At 60.0% G+C, this 17,643-nt stretch carries 20 protein-coding genes and 3 pseudogenes; 4 read left to right on the top strand and 19 right to left on the bottom strand.

All coding sequences use genetic code 11. The features are described from left to right. Positions 1-399 precede the first annotated feature (399 nt). Positions 400-1,347, top strand: a complete 948-nt coding sequence (locus OKW26_RS22800) for a LysR family transcriptional regulator (RefSeq protein ID WP_429355308.1) — start codon at positions 400-402, stop codon at positions 1,345-1,347. A 58-nt stretch (positions 1,348-1,405) separates the two neighbouring features. On the opposite strand, the pseudogene OKW26_RS22805 reads toward OKW26_RS22800, so the two are convergent. The 5 genes and pseudogenes from OKW26_RS22805 to nifV (OKW26_RS22825) form a co-directional block, all read right to left on the bottom strand. Continuing rightward, positions 1,406-1,593 (bottom strand): annotated as a pseudogene (locus tag OKW26_RS22805) (IS3-like element ISBvi4 family transposase); the annotation flags it as partial. 192 nt (positions 1,594-1,785) lie between these two features. Then, the gene (locus OKW26_RS22810) at positions 1,786-2,271 is read right to left on the bottom strand and encodes a hypothetical protein (RefSeq protein WP_184038138.1); all 486 of its coding nucleotides are present in this window, start codon (positions 2,269-2,271) and stop codon (positions 1,786-1,788) included. 172 nt (positions 2,272-2,443) lie between these two features. Beyond that, a pseudogene (locus OKW26_RS22815) lies at positions 2,444-2,930 on the bottom strand (electron transfer flavoprotein subunit alpha/FixB family protein); the annotation flags it as partial. Further along, positions 2,927-3,283 (bottom strand): nitrogenase-stabilizing/protective protein NifW, encoded by a 357-nt coding sequence (gene nifW, locus OKW26_RS22820; RefSeq protein WP_260321329.1) that lies wholly within the window; start codon positions 3,281-3,283, stop codon positions 2,927-2,929. The gene nifW (OKW26_RS22820) and the pseudogene OKW26_RS22815, both read right to left, overlap by 4 nt. A 42-nt stretch (positions 3,284-3,325) precedes the next feature. Next, entirely contained in the window at positions 3,326-4,462 is a 1,137-nt protein-coding gene (nifV, locus tag OKW26_RS22825) for a homocitrate synthase (protein ID WP_429355309.1), read from the bottom strand. A 139-nt stretch (positions 4,463-4,601) separates the two neighbouring features. Here nifV (OKW26_RS22825) and OKW26_RS22830 point away from each other — a divergent pair, with 139 nt between their 5' ends. Then, the gene (locus OKW26_RS22830) at positions 4,602-4,913 is read left to right on the top strand and encodes a hypothetical protein (protein WP_429355310.1); all 312 of its coding nucleotides are present in this window, start codon (positions 4,602-4,604) and stop codon (positions 4,911-4,913) included. A gap of 322 nt (positions 4,914-5,235) precedes the next feature. On the opposite strand, the gene OKW26_RS22835 is transcribed toward OKW26_RS22830, so the two are convergent. Genes OKW26_RS22835 through OKW26_RS22855 form a run of 5 tightly spaced genes read right to left on the bottom strand, consistent with a single transcriptional unit; the run spans position 5,236 to position 7,991 of the window. Beyond that, on the bottom strand, positions 5,236-5,679 hold the full coding sequence (locus tag OKW26_RS22835; protein ID WP_260321328.1) for a glycosyltransferase family 2 protein: 444 nt from the start codon (positions 5,677-5,679) through the stop codon (positions 5,236-5,238). Then, positions 5,667-6,359: a chitooligosaccharide deacetylase NodB gene (nodB, locus tag OKW26_RS22840; RefSeq protein WP_429355311.1), complete on the bottom strand. Its 693-nt coding sequence runs from the start codon at positions 6,357-6,359 to the stop codon at positions 5,667-5,669. The genes OKW26_RS22835 and nodB overlap by 13 nt, the downstream gene beginning before the upstream one ends. Next, positions 6,356-6,949, bottom strand: coding sequence for a NodA family N-acyltransferase (locus tag OKW26_RS22845; RefSeq protein ID WP_187611948.1), 594 nt, complete (start codon positions 6,947-6,949; stop codon positions 6,356-6,358). The genes nodB and OKW26_RS22845 overlap by 4 nt, the downstream gene beginning before the upstream one ends. A gap of 35 nt (positions 6,950-6,984) precedes the next feature. Then, the gene (locus tag OKW26_RS22850) at positions 6,985-7,752 is read right to left on the bottom strand and encodes a hypothetical protein (RefSeq protein WP_429355312.1); all 768 of its coding nucleotides are present in this window, start codon (positions 7,750-7,752) and stop codon (positions 6,985-6,987) included. After that, entirely contained in the window at positions 7,749-7,991 is a 243-nt protein-coding gene (locus tag OKW26_RS22855) for a hypothetical protein (protein ID WP_429355313.1), read from the bottom strand. Before OKW26_RS22855 ends, OKW26_RS22850 begins: the two co-directional genes overlap by 4 nt. Before the next feature lie 219 nt (positions 7,992-8,210). On the opposite strand from OKW26_RS22855, the pseudogene OKW26_RS22860 reads away from it, so the two are divergent. After that, positions 8,211-8,423: pseudogene (locus OKW26_RS22860) on the top strand (reverse transcriptase domain-containing protein); the annotation flags it as partial. A gap of 579 nt (positions 8,424-9,002) precedes the next feature. After that, complete coding sequence (gene nifA / locus OKW26_RS22865; protein ID WP_429355314.1) at positions 9,003-10,841, top strand: nif-specific transcriptional activator NifA; 1,839 nt, start codon at positions 9,003-9,005, stop codon at positions 10,839-10,841. A gap of 213 nt (positions 10,842-11,054) precedes the next feature. On the opposite strand, the gene OKW26_RS22870 is transcribed toward nifA, so the two are convergent. The 9 genes from OKW26_RS22870 to erpA form a co-directional block, all read right to left on the bottom strand. Continuing rightward, positions 11,055-11,213, bottom strand: coding sequence for a hypothetical protein (locus OKW26_RS22870; protein WP_429355315.1), 159 nt, complete (start codon positions 11,211-11,213; stop codon positions 11,055-11,057). 30 nt (positions 11,214-11,243) lie between these two features. Continuing rightward, a complete protein-coding gene (locus OKW26_RS22875) occupies positions 11,244-11,543 on the bottom strand; it encodes a ferredoxin family protein (RefSeq protein WP_018423212.1) in 300 nt (99 codons plus the stop codon). Continuing rightward, positions 11,540-12,850, bottom strand: coding sequence for an FAD-dependent oxidoreductase (locus tag OKW26_RS22880; protein WP_184062997.1), 1,311 nt, complete (start codon positions 12,848-12,850; stop codon positions 11,540-11,542). The genes OKW26_RS22875 and OKW26_RS22880 overlap by 4 nt, the downstream gene beginning before the upstream one ends. An 11-nt stretch (positions 12,851-12,861) precedes the next feature. Beyond that, positions 12,862-13,965: an electron transfer flavoprotein subunit alpha/FixB family protein gene (locus tag OKW26_RS22885; RefSeq protein ID WP_429355316.1), complete on the bottom strand. Its 1,104-nt coding sequence runs from the start codon at positions 13,963-13,965 to the stop codon at positions 12,862-12,864. Then, the gene (locus OKW26_RS22890) at positions 13,962-14,810 is read right to left on the bottom strand and encodes an electron transfer flavoprotein subunit beta/FixA family protein (protein ID WP_429357123.1); all 849 of its coding nucleotides are present in this window, start codon (positions 14,808-14,810) and stop codon (positions 13,962-13,964) included. Before OKW26_RS22890 ends, OKW26_RS22885 begins: the two co-directional genes overlap by 4 nt. Positions 14,811-14,844: 34 nt before the next feature. Next, the gene (gene nifW, locus OKW26_RS22895) at positions 14,845-15,183 is read right to left on the bottom strand and encodes a nitrogenase stabilizing/protective protein NifW (RefSeq protein ID WP_429355317.1); all 339 of its coding nucleotides are present in this window, start codon (positions 15,181-15,183) and stop codon (positions 14,845-14,847) included. A gap of 5 nt (positions 15,184-15,188) precedes the next feature. Next, complete coding sequence (locus OKW26_RS22900; RefSeq protein ID WP_429355318.1) at positions 15,189-15,341, bottom strand: hypothetical protein; 153 nt, start codon at positions 15,339-15,341, stop codon at positions 15,189-15,191. Further along, on the bottom strand, positions 15,338-16,474 hold the full coding sequence (nifV, locus tag OKW26_RS22905; protein ID WP_429355319.1) for a homocitrate synthase: 1,137 nt from the start codon (positions 16,472-16,474) through the stop codon (positions 15,338-15,340). Before nifV (OKW26_RS22905) ends, OKW26_RS22900 begins: the two co-directional genes overlap by 4 nt. A gap of 556 nt (positions 16,475-17,030) precedes the next feature. Beyond that, the gene (gene erpA / locus OKW26_RS22910) at positions 17,031-17,405 is read right to left on the bottom strand and encodes an iron-sulfur cluster insertion protein ErpA (RefSeq protein ID WP_429355320.1); all 375 of its coding nucleotides are present in this window, start codon (positions 17,403-17,405) and stop codon (positions 17,031-17,033) included. Between the last annotated feature and the right edge of the window lie 238 nt (positions 17,406-17,643).

The raw sequence follows: 17,643 nt of genomic DNA on the forward strand, positions 1-17,643 counted from the left end.
AAGAATCTCGCGTAGGGTCCGTCTGCAAAATGGCGCCGCAATTCATGAAAATTCTGTACCGTTTGGTCCAGGGGGCGCGTTTCTTGGCGCTGAAGGATGGCGCGACCAGAAAGCTGAAGCGCTGGAACCCCCGAGGAAATCCCCAATCGTTGCCAAACATGCGGCGGGTTCGCGAGGAGGGCTCCCGATGCATGTGATTGATCGACAACTGCTGCAACGTCATTTCCTCGGCTTCGCTCAGTTCTACGACACACTTCATCCACTATCCCGGCACCACGAAGGCGCCAGCAGGTTGCGAAATTGAAACGGATCTACCAGGAACACTATCCTCCATGCCGTACAATTCGTAAAATCGATTGTTTTGATGGAACACATCTACATTATGGATAACCTGGGATCATGCGTTTCAAGGGCCTCGATCTAAATCTCCTCGTCGCGCTCGATGCTCTGATGACCGAGCGTAATCTCACCGCGGCGGCACGCAGCATCAACCTGAGCCAGCCGGCCATGAGCGCGGCCGTCGCCCGGCTACGCGCCTATTTTTGCGATGAACTATTTACGATGAGGGGCCGGGAATTTGTCCCAACACCGCGTGCAGAAGGGCTCGCTGCTCCAATCCGCGAGGCGCTGGTGCACATCCAGCTCTCCGTTATTTCCCAGGACGTCTTCAACCCAGCCAAATCGGATCGCCGCTTCAGGATCATCCTTTCCGATTTCATGGCAGTCGTATTTTTTCGAAAGATCGTGGAGCGTATTGCACGGGAAGCTCCCGCCGTCAGTTTCGAATTGCTGCCACTTGCCGATGACCCCGATGAGGTTCTCCGGCGCGGCGAAGCCGATTTTCTTATCTTGCCGGAATTGTTCATGACGAGCGCGCACCCTAAAGCGAAGCTGTTCGAGGAGACGCTCGTGTGCGTAGGCTGCCGCACGAACAAGCAGCTATCAGGGCAGCTTACATTCGAGAGATATATGTCGATGGGGCACGTTGTGGTCAAGTTCGGGCGTACGCGGCAGCCCTCCATCGAGGAATGGTTTTTGCGTCAGCACGGTCTCAAGAGACGGGACGAGGTCATCGTGCAGAGCTTTAGCATGATCCCGCCTATGCTATTAAACACTGACCGTATAGGGACGATGCCCTTGAGGCTGGTCAAGTATTTCGAAAAAATGATGCCTCTGCGGATCGTCGAACTTCCGCTGCCACTTCCCCCATTTACCGAGGCCGTCCAATGGTCTGCCCTTCACAACAGTGATCCGGCAAGCAATTGGATGCGGGAGATAATATTGCAGGAGGCGTCACGCATGATTCCTCCGCCTAAGACCACGCGAAGACCAATCCAGCCAAGTTAGGAAATGGGATCTTTCAGCAAGGTTTTTGCGGCATGGATTTGTGGGGTTTCGAGGGTTTTGTGGCGATATAACGTGTATCGCCACACCAGGCCTGATTCGGCGCGGTGACGGCAAACGCCTGATCGAGCAGGTTCGGCGCGACCGGCAAGGCGTGTGTCAATCTGGTTGTTGCCTTGATTTGCGTTTCCGGTTGCAACGCAACCCCTGCTTGCGACGCGGTCTCTTTATCGGATGTACGCCGAATTGTCGGCACCGCTGGGCTACCGGTTTCCACGGCTCGCTGAAAAAACGTCCACGGCATGGCGTGCGCGCCCGCGCGAAGTGAGCGGTGAGCGTCGGCTTTGACTACTGAAACGATCGCCATGAACTGCAATGGAGTTCTGCCATAGCCATGCCGGGGACATATTGTCGATCTGTCAGTTGATCTTCCGGCGGCGATTATCGGGATCCGGACTGTGCGAGCAAGGCTTCCACGACGTCCAAGCCTATGCAATCGATCGGGTCCAGCCTGCGCAGCTTGGCGATCAGCTTCAGTGCAACGGCGCGCTCACCGCGCCGCACGCTGATGAACGCGAGCGCCTTCAGTGTGAAGAGCCAGAAGCGGCCCGGACCAGGAATGGTGAAGTCGGTGTCGCCCGGCTGTACCGCACACCAGTCGCTGTCGAGCGACGCTTGCCGGGCGGCGACCGCCAAGGCCTTGGTCGCGACCTCCTGCGCCTCGCCAAGTTCACCCCGGTTCGCATGGAACTTATACAGCAGATAGTAGGGTGGCAGGCAGCGCGGGTACGACAGGACCGCAGTCCACAACGCGGCGGCCACATCGTCGTTGCTGCCGCCGCGGGTTCTCTCGATCAGCTGTAGCACGGGGGAGGGAACATTGCCGCCGAAGAGAACGGTCGATTCGATACCAGTAATGAGATTCATCAATTTGCTCCGATATGGTGAGTGGTGAGGCGTCCGGCCGCTTTTGCGGCGCTCGGAAGCCGATGTGACGATGGATGTGTTTGTCTACGCGAACCTGAACTGGATGCGATGCTCGCTGCGCGGACACGCCCATTCGAGGTTGTGATGGTCGGTGCACAGAATGCGGCAACTGCGGGTCAATGTTCAGCTCAGTGCAGTCGGCGGTGAGGCCGGTCAAGGGCGTCGTTGCGACAGATCCGGCGAGATCCCGGGCCATCGAGGTTGCACCGAGCAGCAGAATCTCGGAGCGGTACTTGTTGACCGGGTCGGTCAGCCCCTTCCTTCGTGAACGGTTCGTTGCGATAGCCGAGCGACACAGGGTCGTGAATCACGTACGCTTTGTCCGCGCCGAAACTGAACGCCTCACTGGCAAACTGCTCAAGCGGCTCGTCGGTACCGCCGAGCACGGCCACAGCGACACGACTGCCGAGTTTGTCGGCGGGCTTGCCCGCCTCACCGAGCAGCTCCCACGACACGCTATGCACGTGGCCGCGGTCGTGCTCGAGAAAGACCCAGACGCCCTGGTAGGCTTTCAGATCTTCGGGCAGATTGAGGTTACGGCCGGCGGCCCGTTTGACCGGCGCGGCCGGCTTCTTGTCCGAGGCAGCGGGCGAGTTCATGGGGCCCTCTTCATCAACAGGTCCGCCTCCAATGTAGGATGGCGAGCGAATATCTTGTGCACGAGTTTCAGCGACACGTCGCGCAGGCTGGACGCTTTGAAGACCTTTTGCTCCGCGGGCGTGGATACAGCGAAGTCGTTGTAGGCCTTCTGCAGTAAGCATCGATAGACGGCGAGCACGGCCGTCGCGTTGTTACGCGGCAGTTCTTTCTGTTGCTCGATATTCTGAAAGAAGCGCTTGAGGATGTGCAGGCGGCTCACGTTCACCACCTTATCGCCGAATGCGATGTCGAAGAATCGCAGGAAATCCTCGGCCGGCGACAGGTGACGCAGTTGTTCGATAACTTCTTGCATGTCGTTACTTCTATTGGACAAGTTTGGCCGCCATCACCACACTCACGACACTTTCACCCGCGTGCTGTGGGCTTGGCTCAGGAAGCGGCGCAGATCGCTTGCATTCGGCGCCTGCTTGTATTCCGTGACGAAAGAGCGGATGCGCGCAAGCAGGAGCGGGATGAGCCGCTCCGACACCGTCACGCCTAGAGCGTCGTAGGCCTCACGCACACTTTGAGATCCAGAATGTTTCCCGAGTATCGTCGACCGTTGCCGGCCGAGCTCTGCCGGATCGAATCCCTCGTAGGTCGTGGGGTGCTTCGCGAGGCCGTCGGTGTGAATGCCCGACTCGTGAGTAAAGATGCTCCTACCGATGATGCTCTTGTTGAAGGAAACTGCGCGGCCTGAGGCTTGTTCGACCAGCGACGAAATGTCGGGCAGCGCTCTGGTGTCGACGCCAGTGTCTCGTCGCAGCAGGTGCCGCGCGCCCATCACGACTTCTTCCAGCGCTGCATTGCCGGCGCGCTCACCCAACCCGTTGACGGTGGTGCTCGCATGGGTCGCGCCGGCCCTAAGGGCGGCCAGTGTGTTGGCTGTGGCGAGCCCGAGGTCGTCGTGCGCATGGATTTCGATCTCCAGATCGACGGCGACGCGCAGCGCTGCAATGGCGTAGAAGGTCTTAAAGGGGTCCAGGATACCGACAGTGTCGGCAAAGCGCACGCGCTGGGCCCCGTGCTGCTGCGCGCATTGAGCCACTTCTATGAGAAATGAGGGATCCGCGCGCGAGGCGTCTTCCATGCCGAGGGAAATCTTGGGATGGTTTTTCGCTGCCTCGTCGACGACGCGTGCGATCTGCGCCAGTACCCAACTGCGCGACTGCCGCAGCTTGTGTTGCAAATGAATATCCGAAACGGGAACCGAGAGATGAACGATATCGGCATCGCAGCGCAATGCCGCGGTGAGATCCTCGTCGGTGAGGCGCCCCCAAACCATCAGGCGGGCGTCGAGGTTCAGGTCGACGATTGCAGCGATGCACGCCATTTCGTCTTCGCCCATGGCAGGAATTCCGATTTCGAGTTCGGCCACGCCGGCTTGCGACAGTGCGGCGGCAATCGCGCATTTTTCCTCGCTGCAAAACGCGACGCCGGCGGTCTGCTCGCCGTCACGAAGCGTCGTGTCATTGATGATCGGATTGAGCATGTCAGGTCTCTTGAGTTGTCGGCGATGGATCGCAAGCGTTGTGCCAAGCGAGCATCTACAGTCGGAGCACAATTTGCGGGATGTTGACCGGCACAATGTCGGGTTATGGCGGTGCATCGTCCGATTGTTGGTGTCGCGAATGTTACGTTCCGGACAATGCGGCAGCGCTGGAGGTGGCTCGATCGATGCCCGCAAGACCCGCCGCGATCAGGGCCGCAAAAGCGAGATACGGATTCAGATCCGCACCGCCAATGCGGCACTCAACGCGGACGGCGTCCGAGCCTTCGCCGTAAAGGCGGAAACCGACCGTCCGATTGTCTTGGCTCCATGCGACCTTGGTCGGCGCGAACGTACCGATCCGGAATCGCCTGTAGGAGTTGATGTGGGGCGCCAGAAAGAGGGTGATGTCCTTCGAATATTTCTACAGGCCCCCAAGGTAATGGTGCATTAGATTGAGACGTTTATATGCGGATGCGGTACGAACGCTTTGCCGCGCGGCAACGTTTCACAGGGGAATCTTGTCCGTGCAAAATCTGGCGGTGGGCGAGTGCCGAGCTGCTTGCGGTAAGGCTCAGTAGCTCCCAGTTTTCACGGAGTCGACGGATGCACAAATCGTTAGTCGGTAAGGGATTTTAGAAACCAACTGCTAGATTCTCTATTGCTCAATGTACACAGCGCATAGACTTTCAGGGGGAGCAAGAGAAAGAGGTTAATGGGTGTGTGAAGAGAAAAGCCAATAAATCGAATCTGGCGAGCGCGAACCGATGCCCACGCTACAGCGGATCATGGTCAATGATGCGATTATCAGGGCAGTCCACCACGGCACTGTCACTGTCAATGCGAGCTGCGCGAGCCCCCGCTAGAAGCGATAAGGCGAGAAATAGCGAGCCCAGATTCTGTCCGATCACGTCCAGCGTAAGGTAGCGATCTAGACAGGGCAGCAGGCGCAGCGAAAGCAACGTGTCCCGATAAGTACTGCGCGCCCAGCGCAGTTGTTGGCGCAGATACACCCCCAGTCTGTCCGGAACGACTGTCGCCGCAATGGCGTCCGGAACGTACTCGGTCCGATAACCTGCCGTCAGCACGAGAATCGTGAGATGACGGTCCTCGCCGAAGTCGCTCGGCTTCCCGCGAAAAATTTGCGTCTCGTACTGATCTAGCAGCAAAAGGACCGCGGAGCGCATAAGACGAGACAGCGACAGTGCTAGTTGCGCCAAGCATGTTCATAGGGTGTCTGGTTTGTCCGGTTAGGTTGAGGAAGCGATCGGATTGCAAACCCCCGGTCATGCAATGCTGGAATCATGAGGGAAAGCGCCATGAGGGTCTGCTCGCGCCGACCAGCGTGAGTGCATCGTCCCAACTCATCGGGAGGGCATCCGTCGTGCAAGAGCACAATTGCACCCGGCCGGACAGAGGCCAGCACTGCGCTGACAATCGCGTCCACGCCGGGACGAGACCAGTCTCGCGGGTCTACCGACCAGTGGAGGGGCGCCAGCCCAGCGCTCGCTGACGTAGTGAACACTGCTTCGGTCCACATGCCATACGGGGCACGCATATACCGCAGCGAAGCATGGGGGCTCGCCATCCTGATGACCCTGCTTGCCGTTAGTATTTCCTGTTGTACTTCGGTGGGTTCGCATCTGGACAGGTCTGGATGAGTCATCGTGTGGTTTGCGACCTCGTGCCCTTCTGCGATCATCCGTCGGATCAGCTTCGGCTGGTCCGCTGCGTACGCACCGATGACGCAGAAAGTCGCTGGCACCCGGTGTTCCGCCAGCACATCGAGGACGTCCGGTGTGCAAAGTGGATTAGGGCCGTCGTCAAACGTCAAATAGACGTCGCGACGTCCGTTGGTGTCAGCGCACTCGCTGCGCGCTTCGGATAAGCAGTGCCTCACAGCTCTGGCCCGTTCCGGTCAATTATCGTTCCGGTCGGCCAATCGCTCATTGACCGTCCAATCGGTAAGACGACAATGAGTACGTCCTCGATGCGTGTGGGCGGCGTGTCGAGATGCACTTCTCGAAGGGTCGACCTCACGCGAACTCCAGACACAATAGTCGCCAGACCGGGTCGGCCGAGCAGCCTTGCAATGTGTTGCCGCAACGCGTGTCGAACCGTGCCGAAGCCGAATGGAACGTCAAGTTCCTGCAACACGGGATACATCACGCGCATTAAATGAGGGATTCCGAGTCCCTCAAGATCCGGACGTACCGCGTACAATCCTAGTTCGGCCACTAGTAGATCGACTGCGCCAACCTTGATGAAACGACGCAGTGCGCCGATATGAGCCGCTACGCCGCGCGCGTCGTAGCCGATTGCACGGACCTCTGGCCTCGCACCAGCCCAACTGTGATTGCCTTCGAATGGTTTTGCATTAAACGCCCCGGTCGGTCCGTAGGTCTTTCGGAAGAACTCGGACAGTTCGATGTGGTCGGCGAGTCGCAACTCATTTTCCCAAACCAGCCTCCACCGCACCTGAGAGCGCATGGAGAGAGGTCCTCTATCTGTGGACACGGCCAAATTCACGACTGCCTCCTATGCGCCGTCCGGCCTTTGAGGGCGGACCTGACGCACGCGAACGACTTGCTGAGAAAGCGGTGCGATTTCAAGAAATCATCTGCACTCTGGAACAGTTCTGCGATGAAGCCCGAAGAAAAGAGTATTTCCGTCAACGCTTCACGGACCGATTGAACCTCTTCCACGATGGAGATTACATCGAGTGCGCGTGCCTTTCGCACCGGATCTACCAAAGACTTCCCCCGCACCTTCCGCACGATCTGACCGCGATTGACACGAGATCCATTTGGCCGGGTCGCTGAAGCATTTGGCACCTGCAATCGGCTGCTCCCAATTCGTTGGGAAGCCCAGCCGAAGTCGAGGGTTGCATCAACTGTACGAAGGTAAGCGGCCGATATAGAAAGGGTTTGGAGAACTATGCGAAGTTTTGCCGGTAGTAAGCGCCTACGCGACCCGCCGGACGCTTGTCGCGTCGTGTCGGCGCGATCCAGCTTGCCCATGCCGCCGAAGACCGTGGCCGCATTGGACATGTGCCTCGGTTGATGCTCGGCGTACACCTGAGGATTTTTCTCGGAGTCAGGGCAAAGATCGACAACCATCTTGATATGCCCAAAGTCTATTTCTCCGGCCCGACGTTTTGCCGCAGTATTCATGAGAGCGTCCACGAGAAATTGACTTGAAATTTGGTGCCGTGTCCGCCGAGAAAGTTCAGCGAGTTCGGGATCTGCGATTTCCTTCGTCCAGGTGATGAAGCGCCGCCAGTGGTGCTTCATGTGCCCACCGTTATGGCCGCCCATCGGGCCGGACACGCCGCTGTTGCGCCATGCGTGAGCCAGTCACAGATCGACTGCCCGCTCACGCCGAGTTGCTCGGCGGTGAGCTTGCGCTTGATCCTGTGTCCGAGCGGCGACAGGGCCGCCGCTCGCGTGCGCGTGTCCCGATGCATGTGATTGATCGACAACTGCTGCAACGTCATTTCCTCGGCTTCGCTCAGTTCTACGACACACTTCATCCGCTACCCCGGCACGACGAAGGCGCCAGCAGGTTTGCGAAATTGAAATGGATTTACCAGGAACACTATCCTCCATGCCGTACATTTCGTAAAATCGATTGTTTTGATGGAACGCATCCACACTATGGATAAGTTGGGATCATGCGTTTCAAGGGCCTCGATCTAAATCTGCTCGTCGTGCTCGATGCTCTGATGACCGAGCGTAATCTCACCGCGGCGGCACGCAGCAAGGCCCAACTCAACGTCGTTCGCTACGCCGATGACTTTATTGTGACCGGTATGTCGAAAGAAGTGCTCGAATTCGAGGTGCTTCCGGCGCTCAGGCAGTTTATGGCCGCTCAAGGTCTGGAGCGCTCGGAAGAGAAGACCCGGATCACGAACATTGCAGACGGTTTCGATTTCCTTGGCCAGAACGTGCGCAAGTACGACGGCTACTGGCCCAGCGCCTGTGAAGATACTTGGGGTTGCCAAAACAATAGAGGTAGTGAGGATGGCTGGCACCTAGAGCCCGGAGGGCTTTTTTTTGCACTTGAAACGTTACGCTAACGCAGCCATGACTTACCAAACCAGATTAATCGGACCGATAGGCTCGGATGTGACGATCTGAAAACAGTTTCCATACGTCCTTGGCCAGTTCAAGACGGACATTTTGTCGCCCGACACGGAAGCGCTTCTTGTGCCAAATATCCCGCTGCACCGGGCGGGCACGCCCGAAGAGGTCGCAAAGATAGATCATCTTCGTCCTATGCTCGGATGCGGCGAGTTATCTCACGGGCGCCGAGGCAGCAATCAATGATGGACGACACCTGTAATCGGCTGCACCTGGAGTAGACAAATCGCAGTTGATTTGAGCGACATCAATGGAACTCGCGTTCCTAACGGAATCCACGCAGCGAAATCGCAAAAGCAGAAAATAAGTAAATCAAGGCACTACAGTTTCACCGTCCTTCCATGAAAGGGCATTATCTTTTGAAGTCAGCCCGTGAAATTGGGCGCTAGATCGAGGATGATATGCAACACAATGCCCGCAAATCCGAACAAGGTGACGGGGAGCACGGTCCCCACAACGGGGACGTCGTCATGCTGCATATCGCTTCCGTACGCGAAAGGCCTGGCTCAAAGTCCGAGACGGACCACGCGGTCCCTATTGTGCAGTGGCACGAGAGCGTGCTTACCGGCATCTTCGAAATATCGAAGGTACTGACCGCCCCCTACCGGCTCGAAGTCACGTTGGCCAACGTCATCGATCTCCTGCAATCGTTTGTTCAGATGCGGCTCGGTATCGTCTCTCTCTTCGACGATGATGGCGTACCGGACATTACCGTTGGCGCGGACTGGAGCGAAGGCAGCGATGAGCACTACCGGATGCGCCTGCCGCAGAAGGCAATTGACCAGATCATGGCGACGGACAGGCCGCTCGTCGCCGAGAACATAGCGGTGCATTCGGGCTTCAGTGCCGCCGACATGGGCGTGCTCGGTGCCTCCGACAACACGCGAGTGTCGTTCATTGGCGTCCCTATTCGCATCGACGCGAAAGTCGTAGGCACGCTGACCATCGACCGCATCCTGGACTATGGGTCGAACTTCCGGCTCGATTACGACGTGCGGCTGCTTACCATGGTCGCCAACCTGGTGGGGCAGACGGTGAAGCTGCATCGCTTTTTCAAGAGCGACCGCGAGCGATTGATGGCGGGGAAGGACGGGCTGCAAAAGCCATTGTCCGAGCTCAAGCACCCTGCAGGTGAGCGTGAGAAGTTTCAGATCGAGGGGATCATTGGCGACAGCCCGGCGCTGCGCGGGCTGCTCGCGAAGATCGCGGTGGTAGCCGAATCGAACAGCACAGTTCTGTTGCGCGGCGAATCCGGTACCGGGAAGGAGCTGGTCGCCAAGGCCGTTCACGAGCTGTCGCCGCGCGCCAAGCGGCCCTTCATCAAGCTCAATTGCGCGGCGCTCCATGAGACGGTGCTGGAATCCGAATTGTTCGGTCATGAGAAGGGTGCCTTTACCAGCGCCTTCAATTCGCGCAAGGGGCGCTTCGAGCTCGCCGACAAGGGGACGCTGTTTCTGGACGAGATCGGCGAGATCTCGGCCTCGTTCCAGGCAAAGCTGCTGCGCGTCCTGCAGGAGCAAGAATTCGAGCGCGTCGGCAGCAACCAGACCATTAAGGTCGATGTTCGCGTGATTGCCGCCACGAATAAAAACCTGGAAGAGGCGGTGGCAAGGAACGAGTTCCGCGCCGACCTTTATTATCGCCTCTGCGTGGTTCCCTTGCTGTTGCCGCCGTTGCGTGAAAGGCGCAGTGATATTCCGCTCCTCGCCGTTGAGTTTCTCAAGAATTTCAACAGCGAGAACGGCCGTACGCTGACCTTCGATGCGAGCGCGATTGAAGTATTGATGAACTGCGGTTTTCCCGGCAATGTCCGCGAGCTCGAGAATTGCGTGCAGCGGAGCGCGACCCTGGCGCCGGGACCGGCGATCGTGAGAAACGACTTTGCCTGCTGCCACGGCCAGTGCCTGTCCGCGATGCTCTGGAAGAGCCGATCGGACGAAATGGCGCCGCAGCCCGGGCGAATCGTACCAGTGCCCGTGAAGCCGGCTACGCCGCGGGCTGAGGCTGCTACGTCGGGCGCAGTTGCTGCGGTCCAGCCTGTCGGCAGCGAGCGGGCTCCGTTAGCGGCTGGCGGCGCAGTCCTCGGAAGTGATGCGAAGATGACCAACCGCGAGCGTCTCATCGCCGCCATGGAAAGATCCGGCTGGGTGCAGGCAAAAGCGGCGCGGCTGCTTGGACTGACGCCGCGCCAGATTGGCTACGCGCTGAGGAAATACGGTGTCGAGATCAAGCGTCTCTGAAAGGACTGTCGGACTTGCGGCGTGTCGGGGCCGCGACATCGCGACTGAGGCGAATGGCTCGGAGAAGTCAAATCTGGATTTGGCGCGGACCTTGGCACAATCACGATGGGGAGCGGCCCGTATCTCGACTAAGGTGGTGCGAACGCGGCGCTGTCATCGCCGGTTCGTTGGGCCATGTGTCTCCTCAGACGGCCCGTTGCAGCGACGCTCCCACTACGGGCCGAGGCAGCCCGAATATGTGATCGCGACGGTATCGGGCGCCTGGCGTTTCTGCTGTTCCGCCCAGAAGACCTTCAGCAGCGCGGTCGAGCCCTCGCCGCCCGGCGCCCCGCGGATGCGGCGGCGGCCGGTTCTCGGTGCAAGCAAACACATGTCGTTCTGCTCTGGCAATGACGATGTTCCTCAACCGAACTTGAACAGGATGCCGTGACCACCGCGCGGGTAGTCCCACTCGATATTCTGGTGGTCGGTACAGAGGATGCGGCAACTGCCGCATTCGAGGCAGCCGTCGGTGATCAGCGTCACCGCGCCGTTGCCTTCGGCCTTGTAGCACGAGGCCGGGCAGACGAAGGTGCAACTCTTCGCGCTGCATTCGCTCTGGCAGACGTCGGCATCCTTGATGTGGACGTGCGGCCGTCCTGCATCGACGCGATAACGGTTCTGGAACAGCTTTTCCTCTACGTTGACGGGTAGGGTGCTCATCGGAAGGCCCTCAGGAGTTTGTAGGCGTCACCCACGATGCCGGAAAGCGATCGGGCTGTGCGGAAGCTCGAAAAAATCTCGCGCTCCTTGCTTTTCTTGTCCTTACCGTCGACCGTGATCATCGTGCGCGCGGCGCGCGCCATGAGGTCGGGGTAGGTCGTGAAGAACTGCGGATTCTGGTGCAGCACGGCCGGCATGTCGCGGTACTTGTGCAGGTCTTTCATCACGAAGCTCTGATCGAGCGCGGCCTTGTAGGCCTTGAGCGTGCCGGCGCGGTAGCCGTGGCCCGCGGCTTTCGCGTGGATCACCGTTTCGGCGGCGAGGCGTCCCGTGGTCATCGCAAGATTCGATCCTTCTCGGTGCGCGGCGTTCACGAAACCGCCTGAATCGCCAACGATCATCCAGCCGTTGCCGTAGACCTGCGGGATTGCGTGAAAACCGCCTTCGGGAATCAGATGCGCGCAATACTCCTTCATCTCGCCGCCCGCAATCAGCGGCGCGATCGACGGGTGCTGCTTCATCTTTTCGAGGAGCACGTAGGGGCTCGTGCGGTTGGGGTTTTTCTTGAAGTCGCTCAGCATGCAGCCCACGCCTATGGTGAGCGATTCCTTGTTGGTATAGAGGAAGCCAGTGCCCATCATGCCGTCGGTGATCCTGCCGACCATCTCGATCACGACGCCGTCGTCCTCGCCGACGTTGAAGCGCTGGCGGATCGTCTCCTCCGGCATGAAGAGAATCTCCTTGACGGCGAGCGCAACGTTGCCGGCCCCGATCTCTCCATGAAAGCCCGCCTTGCGCGCGAGCGTCGAATTCACGCCGTCGGCGAGCACCACCACGTCGGCATAGACATCGCCGTGCTCGCGGTCGCACTGCACGCCGACCACCACGTCGCCGTCCATGATCAGTTCCTTCACCGTGGTCTCGCAGAGCAGCAGTGCGCCGGCTTCGCGCACTTTCGATGAAAACCACTTGTCGAACTGCGCGCGGATGATCGTGTAGCGGTTATAGGGCGGCTTGTTGTAATCCTCGCTGCGCACATGTGTACCGACAAACGACGTATCGTCGAGCATCCACATCCGCTGCTCGATGATGTGGCGCTCCAGCGGCGCATCGTCGCGGAAGTCCGGGATGATCTCTTCGAGCGCCTTCGCGTACAGGATCGCACCTTGAACGTTTTTGCTGCCCGGATACTCGCCGCGCTCGATCTGCAGCACTTCCAGACCTGCCTTGGCCATCGTGTAAGCGGCAGCGTTGCCGGACGGACCGGCGCCGACCACAATCACATCGAACTGTGAAGGTTTTCTCATCGTGATTCTCCTCAGGCAGCCTGCTTGCGGCGCCGGGTCAAATGCTCCACAAAAGCCTGCTTCAGCGCGGGCAACACTTGCAACGCATTGCCGACAATCCCGTAGTGTGCAAAATCGAAGATGGGTGCGTTCGGATCGGTGTTGATCGCCACGATCACGTCTGCGCTTTCCATGCCCACGCGGTGCTGGATCGCGCCGGATATGCCGGCGGCGATGTAGAGCTTGGGCCGCACCGTCTTGCCGGTCTGTCCCACCTGGCGCTCCCCCTCGACCCAGCCGGCCTGCACGCATGGCCGGGTCGCACCCACTTCGCCGCCGAGCACGTTCGCCAGATCGAACGCCAGCTGGAAGTTCTCCGGGCTCTTCAACCCCTTGCCGCCGCTCACGATCACATCGGCATAGGGCAGGTTGATCCGGTTGCTGCTCGCATCCGGGATAAAGTCGAGCAGCCTCGTGACGATATCCGTCTCGATCATCCCCAGCGTTCCATGGACGATGTTGCCGGTGCGTTCGGCGTCGCGCAGCGGCATCGGCATCACGCGCGGGCGCACCGTCGCCATCTGCGGACGGTACGCGAGCGTCATGATCGTGCACAACAGCGAGCCGCCGAAGGTGGGGCGCGTCGCCGCCAGCGCCCGCGACGCGGGATCGATGTTGAGTTCGGTGCAATCGGCGGTCAGCCCGGTCAGCAGGGTCGTCGCTACGGAGCCGGCGAGGTCGCGGCCCATCGACGTCGCGCCCAGCAGCAGGATCTCGGGCTGATGCCGGTTGACGAGGTCGGTCAGCCCTTTCGTGAACGGCTCGTTGCGATAGCCTTGCAAGACCGGGTCGTGGACGATGTACGCATCGTCCGCGCCGTAAGTGAAGGCTTCTGCGGCGAACTGTTCGAGCGGTTCATTCGCGCCGCCGAGCACCGCGATGCCCACTCGGCTGCCGAGCGTGTCGGCCAATTTGCGCGCTTCACCGAGCAGTTCCCACGAGACGCTGTGCACGTGTCCACGGTCGTGCTCGATAAAGACCCAGACGCCTTTGTAGGCCTTCAGGTGTTTCGGCAGTTCGAGATTGCGTCCTGCGCGGCCGGCGGGTTTCTTCGCGGGGGCGGCGGGTGTGTTCATGAACCCTCCTTCATCAGCAGGTCAGCTTCCAGGGTAGGATGGCGCGCGAAGATCTTTTGCAGCAGGTTTACCGACACGTCGCAAAGACTCGATGCGTCGAGGTCGAGCATCTCCGCTTTCTCGCTGCGCGGCGTCGGTCCAAAGACTTTGCTGACCACTGTCGGCGAGCCCTTCAGGCCGATCTTGCTGAGATCTTCGATGCCGGCCTGTTCGCAGTTCCATTTGTGCACCGGATAGCCGGCCGCATGAATCATCGCGGGCAGCGTCGCAAAGCGCAGTTCGTTGGTGTTCTCCAGCATTGTGATCAGGCACGGCAGCGCAGTCCTGAGCACGTGCACGCCGCCCTCGGCGCGGCGCTCGACGGTGATCGTGCGCGCATCGAGAGCGGTCTCGACGATGCGCGACACGTAGGTCAGCAGTTGCAGCCCGAGGCGTTTGGCGATACCGGGGCCGACTTGCGCGGTGTCGCCGTCGATCGTCTGCTTGCCAGTGAACACGATGTCCACCGCCTGCTCCTTCGCGATCTGCTGGATACCCGCTGCCAGCGCGTACGACGTAGCGAGCGTATCCGCGCCAGCGAATGCACGGTCGGTGAGCAGCACGGCGTCGTCCGCGCCGAAGCTGATGCACTTGCGCAGCGCTTCCTCGGCCTGCGGCGGGCCCATGCAAAGCAACGTGACCTTGCCGCCGAAGCGGTCCTTCAGTCGCAGCGCCTCTTCGAGTGAAAACAGGTCATACGGGTTGACGATCGCCGGAACACCCTGGCGCATGATCGTGTTGGTGACCGGATGAACGCGGATCTGCGTCGAGTCCGGGACCTGCTTGATGCAGATGACAATGTGCATGGTCTTAACGATGTGCATGGTCTTGCTCCACCTGTCAGGCAAGGGTGCGCGGGGGCAGCGACGCGCGCAGACTGTCGAGTGAAACGTGCTGTCGCCCATTTGTGTCCCGGAACACCTTGAACACTTTTTCCTGCGCCGGCGTGGAGGTGACGAAGTCGCCGTAAGCCTTCAGCAGCAGCGCGTGATATGACGCGAACAGGGCGGGTTCGTCGCCTTCCGGCAGCGCGTCCTGTTGCTGGATGTACTGAAAGAAGCGCTTGAGGATGTGCAGTCGACTCACGTTGACGACCTTCTGGTCGAACGGAATGCCGAAGAACTGCAGGAAGTCCTCGGCTGAGGACAGCGCCTTGAGTTGCTGGACAAAGCTTTCCATCGCGTTTACTCCTTGCAAGCGGATGAGGATAGGTATGGACAGAGCGTCGGCTCGGCGAAGTACTTGTCGCAGGCGCCGCTGGTGGCGCACGGCGCCGTCGTGCCCGACTGTTCGGGTTTCGCGACGCACTTCGTGAAGCCGACCACAGCGCCGCTCATGACAATTCTCCGACGGTGTAGCGCAACTCGATCAGGAAGCGATACAGGTCGGCGGCGCTGGGCGTTTGCTTGTGCTGGGCGGCATGGTGGCGGATCCGGGTCAGCAGCAGCACGAGCAGCTTTTCACTGACGGCCAGGCCGAGCGCGTCATAAGCCCGGCGCACGCTTTGCGAACCCGAATGCTTGCCGAGCACGACCGAGCGTTCGCGACCGAGTTCGGCGGGATCGAAGCTTTCGTAGGTCGATGCATTCTTCGCGAGCCCGTCTGTGTGGATGCCGGACTCGTGCGTGAATACGCTGGCGCCGACAATGCTTTTGTTCAGCGCGACCGGGCGTCCTGAAGCCCGTTCGACAAGCCGCGAGATGCTCAATAGCGCGGTCGTGTCGACGCCGGTGTTGCGACCCATGATATGGCGCACGCCCATCACAATTTCCTCCAGCGCGGCGTTTCCGGCGCGTTCGCCGAGACCATTGACAGTGGTGTTGGAGTGGGTTGCGCCGGCGCGCAGTGCGGCAAGGGTGTTCGCGGTCGCGAGCCCGAGGTCGTTGTGCGCGTGGATTTCGATTTCCAGATCGACCGCGTCGTGCAATCGCGCAATCGCTTCATAGGTCGAAAAAGGATCGAGGACGCCGAGCGTGTCCGCAAAGCGGATGCGTTGCGCACCGCACTGTTGCGCGTGCCGCGCCACGTCGGCAAGGAACGAGGGGTCCGCGCGCGAGGCATCCTCCGCGCCCAGCGAAACCTTGCGGCCGCTCTTGACGGCGGCGCTGATCACGCGATTCACCTGCGCGAGCACCCACGAGCGCGGCTGGTGCAATTTGTGTTGAAGGTGGATATCGGACACGGGAATCGACAGGTGAATGATGTCGGGATTGCAGCACAAGGCCGACGCCAGGTCCGCGTCGGTGAGACGGCCCCAGACCATCAGATCGGCGTCGAGATTCAGCGCGACGATGGTCTGGATGCAATCGATTTCCTCGGCACCCATCGCGGGGATACCGATTTCCAGTTCGGGTACGCCGGCGCTTGAGAGCGCCTCGGCAATCGCGCATTTTTCGGCAACCGTGAATGCGACGCCAGCGGTCTGTTCGCCGTCGCGCAGTGTGGTGTCGTTGATGATCGGATTCGACACGGGAAGTTGTCCTTTAGGCATTTGAACATACGGTTTGCAAGTACTGCGCCATGCACGGTTAGTGCGAATAGCCGCTTGCCGCGGGGCTTTCCAGTGTTCGCTGGCGCTGTGATGAAGCGGTTCCAACGAAGACCTGTCGCGAATGTCCTGTTTCGAACAGCCAGGTGTAGCGATGAACACGGCGCTGCAGAAAGCGATGCGCGATGCGATGGGCGTGGTCAGCCAGGACGTGCGGACGCGGTCGGCGCGATGCAAACGCTGTAGGGATTGGCTATCCATAGCGACGGCGATGCGGGAAGATAAACACGGGCGGCGGCTATCAGCGCAGCGATGACCGCTATGGCGCTTGAAGAGGCCGCACAGCGCTAAGGACGCATGCCCTCAATGCTCACGCGCGAGCTCGCGCGTATGTGGCGGCAGTTCGATCGTCAGGTCGGCGTCGCGCAGGTTCACGCAGTACGCGCGACGCGATTGCGTGTCAAGGCCCCACGCATTGTCAAACTGGTTGTTCTCCTCGTCGTCGGGAGACGCCAGTCAGTGAGATTTCATGATTGCCTCACACGGAAAATGAACTGCCGCAGCCACAGGTGCTCTGCGCATTGGGGTTGTGAATGACGAAGCGCGAACCTTCCAGGCTGTCTTCGTAGTCGACGCGCGCGCCGGGCAGGTATTGCTGGCTCATCGAATCGACCAGCAGCGTGACGCCGTCCGTGACGGTCTGCATGTCGTCGTCCGCCACCTGGTCGTCGAACGCGAAGCCGTACTGCAAGCCCGAACACCCGCCGCCGGATACGTACAGCCGCAGCTTCAGGTTGGGATTGCCTTCTTCCTCGATCAGCGAGGCCACTTTCGCAGCAGCCTGAGGCGTGAATTCGAGTAGGTCGGGCATGACGCCGGGTGTGGCGGCAGCCGGTTGGGTGAGCGTTTCCATGGAGGTTCCTCTCAGGCTTGAATGGACTCACTTCGGGTTAGACGAGCAGGTCGGTTGCTCGGCGAGTTACAGGTCGTCGGCTGCTGCGCCTCGAATCGTCTGGCGCGAGCGAAAGTCAGACACGACCGCCTTGATCGCGTCCTCGGCGCGAGAATCGAGCAGTGGATCTCGACCGGCGGCAATGGCAGTTCCTCGACGATCTGATGCGTGCACAACGTCCCCGAGCGCATGCCGCGCT

The sequence above is a fragment of the Paraburkholderia sp. 32 genome, from assembly GCF_050435345.1.
Classification (GTDB): domain Bacteria; phylum Pseudomonadota; class Gammaproteobacteria; order Burkholderiales; family Burkholderiaceae; genus Paraburkholderia; species Paraburkholderia tuberum.

Excerpts from the sequence above, each read along its gene's own strand:
- OKW26_RS22800 (WP_429355308.1), top strand. The coding sequence starts at position 400 with ATGCGTTTCAAGGGCCTCGATCTAAATCTCCTCGTCGCGCTCGATGCT.
- OKW26_RS22810 (WP_184038138.1), bottom strand. The coding sequence starts at position 2,271 with ATGAATCTCATTACTGGTATCGAATCGACCGTTCTCTTCGGCGGCAAT.
- nifW (WP_260321329.1), bottom strand. The coding sequence starts at position 3,283 with ATGCAAGAAGTTATCGAACAACTGCGTCACCTGTCGCCGGCCGAGGAT.
- nifV (WP_429355309.1), bottom strand. The coding sequence starts at position 4,462 with ATGCTCAATCCGATCATCAATGACACGACGCTTCGTGACGGCGAGCAG.
- OKW26_RS22830 (WP_429355310.1), top strand. The coding sequence starts at position 4,602 with ATGTTACGTTCCGGACAATGCGGCAGCGCTGGAGGTGGCTCGATCGAT.
- OKW26_RS22845 (WP_187611948.1), bottom strand. The coding sequence starts at position 6,949 with ATGCGCTCTCAGGTGCGGTGGAGGCTGGTTTGGGAAAATGAGTTGCGA.
- OKW26_RS22850 (WP_429355312.1), bottom strand. The coding sequence starts at position 7,752 with ATGAAGCACCACTGGCGGCGCTTCATCACCTGGACGAAGGAAATCGCA.
- OKW26_RS22855 (WP_429355313.1), bottom strand. The coding sequence starts at position 7,991 with ATGAAGTGTGTCGTAGAACTGAGCGAAGCCGAGGAAATGACGTTGCAG.
- nifA (WP_429355314.1), top strand. The coding sequence starts at position 9,003 with ATGCAACACAATGCCCGCAAATCCGAACAAGGTGACGGGGAGCACGGT.
- OKW26_RS22870 (WP_429355315.1), bottom strand. The coding sequence starts at position 11,213 with ATGTGTTTGCTTGCACCGAGAACCGGCCGCCGCCGCATCCGCGGGGCG.
- OKW26_RS22875 (WP_018423212.1), bottom strand. The coding sequence starts at position 11,543 with ATGAGCACCCTACCCGTCAACGTAGAGGAAAAGCTGTTCCAGAACCGT.
- OKW26_RS22880 (WP_184062997.1), bottom strand. The coding sequence starts at position 12,850 with ATGAGAAAACCTTCACAGTTCGATGTGATTGTGGTCGGCGCCGGTCCG.
- OKW26_RS22885 (WP_429355316.1), bottom strand. The coding sequence starts at position 13,965 with ATGAACACACCCGCCGCCCCCGCGAAGAAACCCGCCGGCCGCGCAGGA.
- OKW26_RS22890 (WP_429357123.1), bottom strand. The coding sequence starts at position 14,810 with ATGCACATTGTCATCTGCATCAAGCAGGTCCCGGACTCGACGCAGATC.
- nifW (WP_429355317.1), bottom strand. The coding sequence starts at position 15,183 with ATGGAAAGCTTTGTCCAGCAACTCAAGGCGCTGTCCTCAGCCGAGGAC.
- OKW26_RS22900 (WP_429355318.1), bottom strand. The coding sequence starts at position 15,341 with ATGAGCGGCGCTGTGGTCGGCTTCACGAAGTGCGTCGCGAAACCCGAA.
- erpA (WP_429355320.1), bottom strand. The coding sequence starts at position 17,405 with ATGGAAACGCTCACCCAACCGGCTGCCGCCACACCCGGCGTCATGCCC.